Raw genomic sequence first — 14,702 nt, 5'->3', positions numbered from 1 at the left:
AGAAAGGGCCATCCCATGACCACAAAAAAAGCCGCCTTTTGCGTGCGCCTCGCCAGCGTCCTGGCCTTTTGCCTCGCGGCGGGGACGCCTGCGACCGGAGAACAAAAGTTGGAGCAGAATCATCCCACGCTCACCGCCGACGGCAACGTCAGCGTGCCCGCGCACAGCGTCGCCATGCCCGGCAGCTTCAGCCCGGAAGCCCGCAAGGCGTTCACGGACTATTTCGCCCGTGGGGGAGATCCCGCCTTTTCTGGCGACATCTTCAACATCCGACGCATTTATGATGAGAAATGGGCTGGCCCGATCCTGGCGCAATGGGAAAAACGATTTCCGGTCAAGACCGAACGCACGACGATCGACGGCGTGGTCGTGGATATTGTTACCCCTGAAAAAGGTGTGCCCGCCGATAAGGCTGACAAGGTCCTCATCAACTTTCACGGGGGCGGTTTTATTCTGGGCAATGGCGGAATCGGCGGCAGGATAGAAGCGGTGCCGATCGCCGGCCTGGCCGGATACCGTGTCATCACCGTTGACTACCGGCAAGCGCCCGAAGCCGTTTATCCGGCCGCAACCGATGACGCCGTCACTGTCTATCGAGCCCTTCTCAAGACCTATCGCCCTGAGAATATCGGCGTTTACGGCTCGTCGGCTGGGGGTATGCTGACGGCCCAGTTGGTCGCGCGGCTGCAAAAGGAAAAGTTGCCGCCCCCCGCGGCGATCGCGATCATGGCGGCCGGCGCGGCGAAACGTGGAGCATCCGATTCTTCCTACTGGATGCTAGGTCTGACGGGCGCACAGGTCACCCCACAACCGGCCATGTTGTCCATGCCTCAATATTTCAAGGCGAAGGATATGGAGGATCCCTATGCCTTCCCCGCCAGTTCGCCCGCCATTCTAGCCAAGTTTCCGCCAACGTTGATCGTGTCGTCCTCGCGCGACGCGCTGCTGGGCAATGCCCTGGATACAAGCGCCAATCTGGTGGCTGCGAAAGTGCCCAATCAACTTTATGTCCGCGAGGGATTTGGCCACGGCTATTTCACGCAAACGCCTGATGTGCCCGAGGCCATCGCAGCCTGGCAAGTGGCAGTGGATTTTTTCGACCGTTATCTCGGCAAGGAAACCGACCGCAATTGATCATTCGGACCTAGCCGGTCGCGAACACATATTACCCGCCGGTATCCCGCTAAAGACGGGCCTCGCAAACAAACGAGACGGCACAACAGGGGAGGAAAAACATGGTTCATTCTATTTTTCGAATTGGCGTTTCATTCGCGGCCCTCACGATTGCAGGAGCATCCGCCCAGGCGAGTGCCCAAGCGAATATGGCAGCTTCACCAACAGCCGTTACCGAACAAGCCAGCCTGGACGACATTGTCGTCGTAGCGCGGCGCGCCCAGGAACGGCTGCAGGACGTGCCCATCTCCATAACGGCGATCAGTGCCGAGACAATCAAGACGGCGCAGATCAGCCAGGGCTCCGACCTTATCCGTCTGGTCCCTACCCTCAATGTGCAGCAATCATCCACCGGGCCGGGACAATCATATTCGCTGCGCGGCATCCGTACCGGCGTCATAACCTATTTCAACGAAGTGCCGACATCGACCAACGCCGTGAACAATCAGATGTGGGATCTGGAATCGGTGCAGGCCTTGGCCGGTCCGCAAGGCACCTTGTTTGGCCGGAATAGCACAGGGGGCGCGATCCTGTTCGTGCCGGCCCGTCCGACGGGAGAGTTTGAGGGTTCAGTCGAGCTTGGTTATGGCAATTATGACTGGCGGCAGGCGACCGCGGTTCTGAACCTCCCGGTTGCAGATGCGGTCAGTCTGCGCGTGGGCGGTCGTATCGTGCGACGTGATGGCGTCGTGAAGAATGAGATCGGCCCCGATTTCCAGTCGCAGCATCGTGACAGCTTCCGTGCCTCGCTATTGCTAGAGCCCGGCAGCGTGTTCTCCAACTACACGGTGTTCGACTATACCGATGTCAACGAAGCGCCGGGCGCCCTGATCACCTCCAACGTCCGACCCACGGCGGGCTGCTTTCCCGGTCTTGGCTGCTTGTACGGAACCCAGCCCGCCGAACTGGGCGCCATACAGGACGAATTGGGTATCCGGCGTGTCCGGTCGCGCTATCCTGCGATCCAGGATAGCAAGGAATGGGGCGTCACCAACATTGCGGCGATCGAACCAACCGAAGGCATCACGTTGAAATATGTGTTTGGCCTGCGCCGCAGTTCATACAATCGCTTCACCAATCAGACTACGCTCGACTTGCCCATCCAGATCGGCAACAACTTTCAGGACTTCGGACGGGTGATCTCTCACGAAGTGCAAGCGCTGGGCAATGTGCTTGACGGCCGGCTGAACTGGGCCATCGGGATCTTCCGATCAAAACAGGAATCACGCGGCGGCCTGTCCTATTCACTGTTCGGTAATCCGAATTTGCCCTTTTCCAACGACCGCAACAATTTCACGACGATCAACCAGTCCCAGACGACGACCGGCGTCTATGGCCAAGCGACTATTACGCTGGCGGATGGCTTGAACGTGACCGGCGGACTGAGGTTCAACAAGGACAAGGCGGCGTTGCTGACATCGTCGGTCGGTCCGCAGTTCACCTTTTTCGGCCCACAGATCTGCCGGTTTTCGCCGACCGCACCAGGCGTCGATTTCGCCAACTGCACTCGGTCCATTTCTGACAATTATGACGCCGTCACCTATAACTTCTCCGTCGACTATCGTGTCAGCAGCGCCATGCTGCTCTATGTCACGACCCGTCGCGGCTATAATTCCGGCGGCTTCAATCCAAGCGTTCCGGCATCGCAGGAGCCGAGCGCACCTCAGCCGTCCTTCGGTCCCGAATATATCCGCGATTATGAAGCAGGCATAAAAGCGGACTGGCATATCGGAAGCATGCCCGTACGCACCAACCTGTCCGGTTTCTACGGCAAGTATACCAGTATCCAGCGCAGCACCTTCGGCGTCAGCAGCACCGGCGCTACCTTTATCGGCACATCGAACGGGCCCAAGGCGACAATCTATGGCTTCCAGCTGGAATCGACCATCCGCCCCGCTCCCGGCTTTTTGCTGAACGCCAATTACGGCCTGCTCGAGACCCGCTACGATGAAGGATCGCCCGGCTTCCCCAAGGGCAACGCCTTCGCGCAAGCGCCCAAGCACACGGTCAACCTGTCCGCCAGCTATACGCACGACTTGGGTAATGCGGGCAAGCTGGTGGCCAGCACGGGGTTCACATATCAGAGCCGCATATCCTTCCAGGACGACAATCTCGGATCCTCGCTGGCGTTCCAAAAAGGATATAGCATTGTCGATGCCCGACTGGGCATGTCCGACATCGGCGAAACCGGACTTTCCGCCAGTTTTTTTGTCAAGAATCTGACGAACGAAGCCTATGCTCTTGAACGACAGGATTTGGTAAATGCGTTTGGCTTTGCCGGGACGATTTACAACGATCCGCGCACTTTCGGCTTGGAGATAGGCTATCGATTCGGGGGTAATTAGGGCTGGAACGCGCAGGCCGCCAAAGCATGTGGTGCTTGCCCGTCCGGCGGCGGAAAGTTTCCGGCCCGCCGCCGGATGGGGAATGAGGTAAACTGATCCCGTCGGTTCTGGACAACCGACTCTTTCCAGGCAGCCGACATGCTGGGTTTAATAAGCTCGCCTATAGCTTGGCAGCATGGATTGATCGCGCTCGTCCAGCCAAGCTAAGGTGCTAAACTGATCGGCAGTGCGTGAGATGCAGAATAGGCCGACTTCTTCCGGAAAACTGCCTTATCCAGGCCATATCACGTCTCGTCCCGCCATTCCCAATATATGCTCCGCATATCTTCTCATCGCAGCTGAACGCATGGTAAATCCCCTTTAATTTCCGCATCACCCTGTTTTTGCAGGGCTCGATGGGATATGCTTGTCGACGTGAGCACTGCCGCTGCGGGAGTCGACACATGGCGAATAGCGAACTGTTCTCCAGTTTCATGCGGGCGTATGACGACCGGCATCAGGCCGAAATGTCGGTCGAGGATTATCTGCTGGGATGCCGCAACGATCCGCTGATGCACGCATCCGCGCCGGAGCGGTTGCTGGCAGCCATCGGCGAGCCGGAAATCATCGACACGTCCCGCGATTCCAGGCTGGGCCGCATCTTCATGAACCGGACGATCCGGCGCTATAAGAGCTTTTCGAACTTCTACGGGATGGAAGGGACAATCGAGCATATCGTCAGCTTCCTGCGCCATGCCTCCCAGGGGTTGGAGGAACGCAAGCAGATCCTCTACCTGCTCGGCCCGGTGGGCGGCGGCAAGTCCTCGCTGGCGGAGCGATTGAAGTCGCTGATGGAAGCGCACCCCATCTATGCGCTGAAAGCCGGGGAGGAAATCAGCCCGATCTTCGAAAGCCCGCTGGCGCTGTTCGACGCGGAAACTCATGGCGACATGATCGAGGACAGCTACGGCATTCCCCGGCGGCGGCTGACAGGCCTTATCAGCCCTTGGTGCCGCAAGCGGCTCGATGAGTTCAGCGGCGACATTTCCCGCTTCACGGTCGTCCGGCTGATGCCTTCCCGTATTCGCCAGATCGCCATTTCGAAGACCGAGCCGGGCGACGAGAATAACCAGGACATCTCCTCGCTGGTAGGGAAGGTCGATATCCGCAAGCTGGAGATGCTCTCCCAAAATGATCCCGATGCCTACAGCTATTCCGGCGGCCTCAACCGAGCAAATCAGGGCATCCTCGAATTTGTCGAGATGTTCAAGGCGCCGATCAAGATGCTCCATCCACTGCTGACGGCGACGCAGGAAGGCAATTATATCGGGACAGAGAATATCGGGGCCATTCCTTTCACCGGGATCATCATGGCCCATAGCAATGAATCGGAATGGCAGAATTTCAAGAACAACAAGAATAACGAAGCCTTTATCGATCGCATCTACGTCATCAAGGTACCCTATAGCCTGCAGGCGACGGAGGAACGGCAGGTCTATGAGAAGTTGCTGCGCGATTCCGATCTGAACAAGGCGCCCTGCGCGCCGGGGACGCTGGACATGCTGGCGCGCTTTTCCGTGCTGACGCGGCTGCGCGAGCATGAGAACAGCAATCTCTATTCGAAGATGCGCGTCTATGACGGCGAAATGCTGCGGGAAATCGACCCGCGCGCGAAAAGCCTGCAGGAATATCGCGACGCGGCGGGCGTGGATGAGGGGATGTCGGGCATATCCACCCGCTTCGCCTTCAAGGCGCTGTCGGCGACCTTCAACCACGACACCACCGAGATCGCGGCGGACCCCGTCCACCTCATCTATGTGCTAGAAGGCATGGTCCGTCAGGAACAGTTCCCCACCGAGACGGAGGCCCGCTATCTGGAGTTCATCAAGGGCGAATTGGCGCCCCGCTATGCCGAGTTCATCGGAAACGAGATTCAGAAAGCCTATCTCGAATCCTATGATGATTACGGGCAGAATCTGTTCGACCGCTATGTCGCTTATGCCGATGCATGGATCGAGGATCTGGACTTCAAAGACCCTGACACCGGCCAGTTACTCGACCGAGAAATTATCAATCAGGAACTGACCAAGACGGAAAAGCCCGCCGGGATCGCCAATCCCAAGGATTTCCGCAACGAAGTCGTGAAGTTCGCGCTGCGGATGCGGGCCAGCCATGACGGTCGCAACCCGTCATGGACATCCTATGAAAAGATTCGTGAAGTCATCGAAAAGCGGATGTTCAGCCAGGTCGAGGATCTGCTGCCCGTCATCAGCTTTGGGTCGAAAAAAGACGGCGACACGGCCGGCAAGCATGAGGAGTTCGTCTCCCGCATGATCGAGCGCGGCTATACTGAGCGGCAGGTAAGGCGTTTGGTAGAATGGTATATCCGCGTCAAACAGGCAGGTTGAGGGAGGTGCGCCGACCGACATGCACATCGTCGACAGACGCCTGAACCCCGGCGGCAAGAGCCTGGTCAACCGGCAGCGTTTCCTGCGAAGGGCAAGAGCGTATGTGCAAAAGGCGGTGCGGGACAGCCTGAAGGATCGCAGCATCCGCGAACTCGATAAGGAGAGTGAAATCTCCATCGGCCGCGACGCGATCTATGAACCGACCTTCCACCGCGCCGGGAAGGGCGGCAATCGCGAGCGGGTGCTGCCCGGCAATCATGACTATTTGGAAGGTGACCGGATCAAGCGACCCGAAGGCGGCGAAGGGACTGGTGCGGATGCCGGCACGGGCGAAGGGAATGACGATTTCCAGTTCGTGCTCAGCCGGGAGGAATTTCTCGACCTGTTTCTCGACGATCTGGAACTGCCGGACCTTGCCAAGCGGCGGCTGATCGGCGGGGAAGTCGATGGGATCAGGCGCACGGGCTATTCCACCGCCGGATCGCCCTCCAACCTGTCCGTGCCCCGCACCATGCAGAAGGCAATGGCACGGCGCATGGCGCTCCGGCGGCCGAGCGGTGCTGAAGTGCAGCGGATTGAGGAGGAAATGGCGACGATCGAAGCTCTCGATCCACTCCGGCCGGAGGATGCGGATCGGCTGAAGCGGCTGCGTGAGGACCATGCTCACCTCGTCCGCCGCCGCAATTTGATCGCTTATATTGATCCCGTCGACCTGCGGTATCGCCGGTTCGAAGCTGTGCCCCGCCCCGTCGCACAGGCGGTGATGTTCTGCCTGATGGACGTGTCCGGCTCCATGAGCGAGCATATGAAGGATCTGGCGAAACGCTTCTTCGCCTTGCTCCATCTATTCCTGTCCCGCTGTTACGAGCATGTCGAGGTTGTGTTCATCCACCATACCGACCGGGCGGCGGAGGTCGATGAGCAGACCTTCTTCTACAGCACGGTCACGGGCGGCACGCTCGTGTCGAGCGCGCTCGACAAGCTGATCGAGGTGGCGGCGGATCGCTATCGCCCCGACAACTGGAACATCTATGTCGCGCAGGCGTCCGATGGTGACAATATGATGCAGGACAACGCAAGGGTCATTAGCTTGATGCAGGACCATATCCTGCCCATGGCCCAATATGTCGCCTATCTGGAAGTCGGCCGGGATAAGTTTCCCGACGCGGCGACCACGCAATCGATGACAACCCTGTGGCAGGCTTACGCCCCGGTGGCGGAAGCGCATCGTCACTTCGTAATGCGAAAGGTCGCGCATCGGCAGGAAATCTATCCTGTCTTCCGTGAACTGTTCCAACGGCGGGGCCTTGGCGAAGGGGCGCCAAACTGATGGACCTGCGCGCCGAAACGCCCCTGTTCACCGGAAGCGATTGGGATTTCGCGCTCGTCAACCGCATCTATGAAGCAATAGAGCCGATCGCCGTCGATGAGATGAAGCTGAACGTCTATCCCAATCAGCTTGAGATTATCAGTTCGGAACAGATGCTGGACGCCTATTCGTCGGTGGGCATGCCGCTCTTCTACAAGCACTGGTCCTTCGGCAAGCAGTTCGTCACCAATGAAATGCTCTACCGCAAGGGTTTGCGTGGCCTGGCCTATGAACTGGTCATCAACTCCAACCCCTGCATCAGCTATATCATGCAGGAAAACAGCGCCACGATGCAGGCGCTGGTGATCGCCCATGCGGCCTTCGGGCATAACCACTTCTTCAAGAACAATTATCTCTTCCGCCAGTGGACCGATGCCGACGGCATCCTCGACTATTTGGAGTTCGCCAAGCGCTACATCACTCTGTGCGAGGAGCGACATGGGCAGTTGGCGGTCGAACGGGTGCTGGACGCGGCTCATGCGCTGATGAACCAAGGTGTGCACCGCTATCCTCGCGTGCGTCCCCGCGATCTACGGCGCGAAGCGGAGCGGGAAGCCGAGCGGCAGGCCTATCGCGAGAGCATCTACGACGATCTATGGCGCACGGTGCCGATTGGCGCGAAGGCGACGACGATAGCCCGTGACGAGCGATTGGCAGTGCTGGGATTGCCGCAAGAAAATATCCTCTATTTCCTCGAAAAGTCCGGCCCTCAGCTAGCTGCGTGGCAGCGGGAGATATTGAGGATCGTTCGGTTGATCGCACAATATTTCTACCCGCAGCGCCAGACAAAAGCGATGAATGAGGGCGCGGCCACCTATGTCCACTACCGCATCATGACGATGTTGCACGAACGGGGGCAGATCACCAACGGCGCGTTTCTGGAGTTCCTTCAGTCGCATACCGGCGTTGTCTATCAACCGACCTATGATTCAGGGCATTTCGGCAGCTTCAACCCCTATGCGCTGGGCTTTGGCATCATGACCGATGTAGAGCGCATCTGCATGGACCCGACACAGGAGGATCGCGAATGGTTCGGCGACATCGCCGGGTCGGGCGATCCGCTGGAAGTGCTGAAGGATATATGGGCGAATTATCGCGATGAGAGCTTCATCTCGCAGTTTCTCAGTCCCCGTCTGATCCGCCAATGGCGCCTGTTCAAGATCCTCGATCAGGAAAACGACTCGGAGATCCGGGTGGACGCCATCCATGATGAACGGGGCTACCGGCGCATCCGGCGAACATTGGCGCACGAATATGACATTGGGCAGCAGGAGCCGGATATTCAGGTCGTGGACGTCGATCTGGCTGGGGATCGCTTGCTGATGTTGGAGCATGTGGTGTTGAACGGCGTGCTTCTGGATGAGGGCGACACCACCATGGTACTGCAAAATTTGGCGAATCTATGGGGTTATGAAGTAGCTCTCAGCGAAGTGGACGCTGAAAACCGGAACGAATTGAGGAGCCATCAGGCCCAGCCGCAGCCTGAATGGATGCGGTGAGAGGATTAAGACTGTGAAGCGCCGCCTCCGCTTGTCAGATTCCGTTTTCATTCCGTGGCCGAGAGGCGTAAATTTCATGCTGTTTTCACGGGTCAGGCTTTGCCGAGACGCTGGCATGAGTGCATGCGTCGCAGATCGGGGCGTGCCCGACACCTCAAGCGGAGGCCGATACATGACGGATGCTCTTACGCCCCAGGAATGTCTTGACCGGGCAAGAATGCACGAGCGGCTTGCATCAACCACAGCGGACGCTTCGGCGCGCATGATGCATCAGGCCATGGCATCGGAGTTCCGACGTCGCGCGGAGACTGGCTCTTCCGGCGCAATACAAGCCTCCAGCAAACCAGTGGTGGAGATGTTCCAACCTGCCCAGTGAAGGGAACGGGAGAACGCCGATCCACTAATTCAACGAGCAACTCTTCCCGCTTGCGTTTCGGGAAGAGTCAACAGCACCGGAAGCACCGCTAGAGCTACGAGCGCGATCATTATCCCGGGAGCAGCAGACGAATCCGTCCGTTCAACTAGAACTTGCGCGAGCCAGGGCGTGAGGCCGCCGAAAAGTGCTGTCGCCGTCGTGGCGCCCAGCGCCAGGCCGCTCAGGCGTCCCCTGGCAGGAAGTTGTTCTGCGGTAGCCACAGCTCCTACCGCACTGACGCCGCCAGCCAACGCGGCAAGCAGGATTGCGCCGATGAGCGCCATAATAGGCGTTGTGTCCGCAAGCAGACGGAACGACAGATAAGGCACAACTGCCGAGAGAACCGCCAGAGCGACCAGCACAGACCGGCGGCCCAGCCTGTCGGAAAGCATGCCAACAAAGGGCGTCACCACGATCACCGCTACCGCTGCCACGGTGGCTAATTGCAATGCTTGCGCCTCGGTCAATCCGACAGCCGAGGTGAGGTAAACGGGCAGATAGGTGATGCCGATATAATAAGTGATCGACCCCAGTGCGGAAATAGCAAAGCCACGCAGCACACCGGACCGATATCGCGTTATGGCATGGCCAAGCGGCCAACGAACAAGCGTCCCCGCCCTGCGATGCTCCTCGAACTCAGGCGACTCCTGCATAACCGCACGGCCCAGAAGAATGGCCCCCGCAAGGACCGCCCCAAAAACGAAGGGCAGGCGCCATCCCCAGCTGTCAAGTGCCGGAGCGGGTATGAAACTCACCGTGACCGCCGATATTCCTGCCGCCAGCAAAGCCCCTATCTCACTGGTGGCAGCCGCCATCGAGGTAACAAGCCCGCGCCGTCTTGGAGCCGCTCCTTCCAGCAAATATGCGACGACCCCGGTATATTCGCCGCCTACGGCAAAGCCCATCAGACATCGCAGGATAAGCAGCAGCACCCCTGCAACAGGCCCAACCTGAGTCACCGTCGGTAGCATTGCAGTGAGCGTCATGGCTATCGTCATCAGCGTCATTGAGACCAGCAGCGTCGCGCGCCGTCCATATCGGTCGCCGAAATGCCCGAAGACCATCGCGCCGATTGGACGCATCAAATAGGCGACTGCAAACCCCGCCAGCGTCGTCAACACAGCGTCCTCGCCCTGGAAGAACAGTCGTGCGAGCACCGTCGCAAAATAGAGGAAGAGCGAAAAGTCGTACCACTCCACAACGGTGGATATCCCCGCAAGAACAAGTGAGCGGCGATCCAGCGGACGCGAAGCAGTCATGAACCGACACTAACCTGCAACTGGAATGGCGACAACCACGCTACGGCGCCGTCGATTGGGAGGAGCCGATTCCTCCGCAATTCACCACGCGGGTGGCACCCGCTGTCCACCAGATGGCGATTTTAAAGCGATGCGAACCGATCAGCTCCAGAAGCGGAGCTGCTGCCTTGCTGCGATAGCTTCATTGTGGCGCGCACCGAAGAACGCACACGGCCCAAACTCGATGGGGGCCGCGTGCAATGTCCCTGCCATGACCGCCGGTGAGGAAAGGACGGCAACACCGGCACCTGCCAGGACGATTTCATTGCAGGCAGAACAACGCCATGTCGAGCACATCTGGATCAACGCCCAGTTCACGCAGGTAACGGTCGAGGTTCGACCGCGTGCCGGAACCCTGTTCCCTTCTCATCCAGCGTGCCCGCCGCAGTCAGACCGCATTGATGCTCGCTTCGTCGAACGGGATGCTACACCTGCAGTAAATTCCAGATCCGTCGCAAGAGGCCTCCGCCCCAGCAGAGACAGTTTGGGAGAACAGCAAAATCAGAAAGTAGCGCTTGTATGCGGGCCATGATCATATCCCGCTAGCGCCGACATCAACCGGCTACCTTTGCCCGTAGCCGCATATCATCGCATGACATGCTTAGCAGCTTTGGCGCGCCCGGAACGATTCGAACGTCCGACCCTCAGATTCGTAGTCTGATGCTCTATCCAGCTGAGCTACGGGCGCGTTGTGGAGGCGCAGATATAGGGGGGGTGATGATTGAGCAAGCCCCTTTTTTTTCTTTTTTTCCGCCTTTCCTTCCAGGGAGCCTTCCGAGCAACTTTCCGGCGCTGAAATCGTTCAATCTTCACAGAGAGGATAGCCATGTCTTTTACTTTGAACGAGATCGCATTGCTTGGCATCGCCCTGGTCGTTGGGTTGATCCTGGGGCTTATGATAAGCGGCCGAGGCAAGTATAAAAGGCTGTGGCGGGATGAGCAGACCGTCCACAGACACAGCATTCAGGATCGGGATCAGCGGCTTCATGCCGCCAATGAACGGATTGCCGAACTTGAGAGGCAATCAGGCCCCATTGGCCCGGGAACCGCCTCTGCCGTAGCTGGTGCAGCTTATGGTCGGGACGATCTGGCCATGATGCAGGGCGTATCGCTTCAGGACGAAATCACGCTCAATGAAGCTGGCTATCATCGTTATTCGCAGATCGCAAACCTGACGGACGAGCAACAGGCGACATTGGAGGCCCGTCTGGGGCGCGCGCCCGGTACCATTCATCGCGAGGAATGGCTTGAACAGGCGCAACTGCTGAATGAAGGCAAATTGGAAGAGCATGGCCGTCGATATGACCGGCCCGCTATCCCACAATAATGCCTATAGAAAGGGCGGATCATCAACCCGCCCTTTTCCATTTCTATTTCTATGCCTTGTTAGCCAGCGCCGCCTGCGCCGCGGCTAATCGGGCAATCGGCACACGATAGGGCGAGGCCGACACATAATCGAGACCGGTTTGCTCACAAAAGGCAATGGAGGCCGGATCGCCGCCATGCTCGCCGCAAATACCCAGCTTGATTCCAGGACGCGCCGCGCGACCGCGTTCGGCCGCCAATTCGATGAGTTCGCCCACGCCCTCCACATCGATGCTGACGAACGGGTCGCGAGCGAAGATGCCCTTGTCGACATATTGCGTCAGGAAGCGGCCTGCATCGTCACGGCTGATACCAATGGTCGTTTGCGTCAAGTCGTTCGTACCGAAGGAGAAGAATTCACCCACCTCAGCGATCTCACCGGCCTTGAGCGCTGCGCGCGGTAGTTCGATCATGGTGCCAACCAGATAATCGACCGTCGCCCCCTGCTCCGCAAAGACCTCGCTGGCTACGCGATCGACGATCGCCTTCATCAGTTCCAGTTCCTTCTTCGTCGCCACCAGCGGGATCATGATCTCTGGGATCGGCGCTTCGCCGCTACGCTGCTTGATGAGCAATGCCGCTTCGAAAATGGCGCGGGCCTGCATCTCATAGATTTCGGGATAAGTGACGCCAAGGCGGCAACCGCGATGGCCCAGCATCGGGTTGAACTCGTGCAGTTCGGCGGCACGGCGCTTGAGCGCGTCGACTCCGACCCCGGCTGCCTTCGCCACTTCCTCGAACTCCGATTCGCCATGGGGCAAGAATTCGTGCAGCGGCGGATCGAGCAGGCGTATGGTGACAGGTAAACCCGCCATCACCATGAAGATCTGCGCGAAGTCGTCCCGTTGCTCCGGCAACAGCTTTTCGAGCGCGGTGCGGCGCCCCTTTTCACTGTCGGCCAAAATCATCTCACGAACCGCCGTGATCCGCGCGGCATCGAAGAACATATGTTCGGTGCGGCACAGGCCTACGCCTTCCGCACCGAAATCGCGCGCAGTCTGGCAGTCGAGCGGCGTTTCCGCATTGGCGCGGACCTTAAGCCGGCGGACCTTGTCAGCCCAAACCATCAGCGTACCGAAATCGCCCGCCAGTTCAGGCTGCACCGTCGGGACTTCTCCCGCCATCACCTCACCGGTCGAACCGTCGATGGTAAGAATGTCTCCTTCCCTGAGTTCGCGGCCGTCGATACGCAGTGTCTTGGTGGCGTTGTCGATCGACAAGCTGCCCGCGCCGGAAACGCAGGGACGACCCATGCCGCGCGCCACCACTGCCGCGTGGCTGGTCATGCCTCCGCGCGCGGTCAGAATGCCCTTGGCCGCGTGCATGCCGTGAATATCTTCGGGGCTGGTTTCGACGCGGACCAAAATGACCGAATCGCCCAGTTCATTACGGCGCTCAGCGGTATCGGCGTCGAACACGATCGCGCCCGAAGCCGCGCCCGGCGAAGCAGGCAGTCCCTTGGTCAGCACGTCGCGGGACGCTTTAGGATCGAGCGTGGGATGCAGAAGCTGGTCGAGTGCGGCGGGATCGACGCGGGCGACGGCTTCCTCTTCCGAAATCAGCCCTTCGCTGGCCATGTCGACTGCGATCTTGAGCGCAGCCTTGGCGGTGCGCTTGCCCGAACGGGTCTGGAGCATCCAGAGCTTGCCCTGCTGCACCGTGAACTCGATGTCCTGCATGTCGCGATAATGTTTTTCGAGGGTCTCGAACACCCGCGCCAGTTCGGCATAGGTTTCGGGCATCGCTTCTTCCATCGACAGCGGCTTGGCCCCTGCCCGTTCGCGTGCCTGCTTGGTGAGATATTGCGGCGTGCGGATACCCGCCACTACATCCTCACCCTGCGCGTTGATGAGATATTCGCCATAATAGGCGTTCTCGCCAGTAGCCGGGTCGCGGGTGAAGGCGACGCCGGTGGCGGACGTGTCGCCCATGTTGCCGAACACCATCGCCTGTACATTGACGGCAGTGCCCCAGTCGTGAGGAATGGCGTTCAGGCGGCGATAGACCTTGGCACGGTCGGCCTGCCATGAACCGAACACCGCAGAAATCGCGCCCCATAGCTGGTCGCTCACATTCTGCGGGAAATCCTTACCCCAAAGTTTTGAAACAAGGGTTTTATATTCCGCGACCAGTGCTTTCCAATCCTCGGCGGTCATTTCGGTGTCGAGCGTGTAGCCTTGATCTTCCTTAGCGATTTCAAGGGCTTCCTCGAACGCGCCATGGTCGAGTTCCAACACCACATCAGAATACATCTGGATAAAACGGCGATAGCTGTCCCATGCGAAGCGCTCGTCACCCGAGGCAGTGGCAAGGCCGAGCACGGTTTCGTCATTGAGGCCCAGGTTAAGGACGGTATCCATCATGCCGGGCATCGAAATGCGCGCGCCGGAACGGACGGAAACCAGCAGAGGGTCGTCGGCATCACCGAATGTCTTGCCTGTCACCGATTCGATATGGCTGATACCGCTTTCGACTTCGGCCTTGAGGCTTTCGGGATAGACGCCGCCATCCTGATAATAGCGGGTGCACATCTCAGTGGTGATCGTAAAGCCGGGGGGCACGGGCAAGCCAATGGCGGCCATGCCGTCCAGATTAGCTCCCTTGCCGCCGAGAAGATTCTTGTCTCCCTTGCCGCCATCATCGACGCCGCCGCCGAAACGATAGACATAACGAGTGGCCGTAGTGCTCATGCTGTTCTCTTCCATCGTCAACATATCCGCGGCTCCCAAAAACGTGGCCGCATCTTTGTGCGTTGCAACAAGCCCTAAACAATATGCAGGCGACAAATGCACCTGCTTTTACGATATTTTACGCGCAAAGTCGCAACTGCCTCACAGAATTCGCCATTTTT

8 protein-coding genes and 1 tRNA gene are annotated in these 14,702 nt (G+C 58.8%); 6 read left to right on the top strand and 3 right to left on the bottom strand.

The features are described from left to right. Nucleotides 1-15: 15 nt before the first annotated feature. The 5 genes from LDB26_RS08385 (at nt 16) to LDB26_RS08365 (ending at nt 8,773) form a co-directional block, all read left to right on the top strand. Nucleotides 16-1,134, top strand: a complete 1,119-nt coding sequence (locus LDB26_RS08385) for an alpha/beta hydrolase (protein ID WP_257541573.1) — start codon at nt 16-18, stop codon at nt 1,132-1,134. Between the two features lie 188 nt (nt 1,135-1,322). After that, nucleotides 1,323-3,518, top strand: coding sequence for a TonB-dependent receptor (locus LDB26_RS08380; protein WP_257541571.1), 2,196 nt, complete (start codon nt 1,323-1,325; stop codon nt 3,516-3,518). Between the two features lie 443 nt (nt 3,519-3,961). Continuing rightward, nucleotides 3,962-5,905 (top strand): PrkA family serine protein kinase, encoded by a 1,944-nt coding sequence (locus tag LDB26_RS08375; RefSeq protein ID WP_257541569.1) that lies wholly within the window; start codon nt 3,962-3,964, stop codon nt 5,903-5,905. Between the two features lie 19 nt (nt 5,906-5,924). After that, nucleotides 5,925-7,235 carry a YeaH/YhbH family protein gene (locus tag LDB26_RS08370; protein WP_257541567.1) on the top strand — a complete coding sequence of 437 codons (1,311 nt, stop codon included), beginning with the start codon at nt 5,925-5,927 and terminating at the stop codon, nt 7,233-7,235. Continuing rightward, on the top strand, nt 7,235-8,773 hold the full coding sequence (locus LDB26_RS08365; protein WP_257541565.1) for a SpoVR family protein: 1,539 nt from the start codon (nt 7,235-7,237) through the stop codon (nt 8,771-8,773). The genes LDB26_RS08370 and LDB26_RS08365 overlap by 1 nt, the downstream gene beginning before the upstream one ends. A gap of 405 nt (nt 8,774-9,178) precedes the next feature. Here the strand turns inward: LDB26_RS08365 and LDB26_RS08360 are convergent, their stop codons facing one another. Together LDB26_RS08360 and LDB26_RS08355 are read right to left on the bottom strand one after the other, a co-directional pair. Further along, nucleotides 9,179-10,447 carry an MFS transporter gene (locus LDB26_RS08360; RefSeq protein ID WP_257541563.1) on the bottom strand — a complete coding sequence of 423 codons (1,269 nt, stop codon included), beginning with the start codon at nt 10,445-10,447 and terminating at the stop codon, nt 9,179-9,181. Between the two features lie 650 nt (nt 10,448-11,097). Beyond that, nucleotides 11,098-11,174 (bottom strand) — tRNA-Arg (locus LDB26_RS08355). Between the two features lie 138 nt (nt 11,175-11,312). Here LDB26_RS08355 and LDB26_RS08350 point away from each other — a divergent pair. After that, nucleotides 11,313-11,813: a hypothetical protein gene (locus tag LDB26_RS08350; protein WP_257541561.1), complete on the top strand. Its 501-nt coding sequence runs from the start codon at nt 11,313-11,315 to the stop codon at nt 11,811-11,813. A gap of 49 nt (nt 11,814-11,862) precedes the next feature. Here the strand turns inward: LDB26_RS08350 and ppdK are convergent, their stop codons facing one another. Beyond that, nucleotides 11,863-14,565, bottom strand: a complete 2,703-nt coding sequence (ppdK, locus tag LDB26_RS08345) for a pyruvate, phosphate dikinase (RefSeq protein WP_257541559.1) — start codon at nt 14,563-14,565, stop codon at nt 11,863-11,865. Between the last annotated feature and the right edge of the window lie 137 nt (nt 14,566-14,702).

It is taken from the genome of Sphingobium sp. CFD-1, from assembly GCF_024611115.1.
GTDB lineage: Bacteria > Pseudomonadota > Alphaproteobacteria > Sphingomonadales > Sphingomonadaceae > Sphingobium > Sphingobium baderi_A.
The sequence above is the reverse complement of the archived record's forward strand: the minus strand, read 5'-3'. Positions and strand labels throughout refer to the sequence as shown.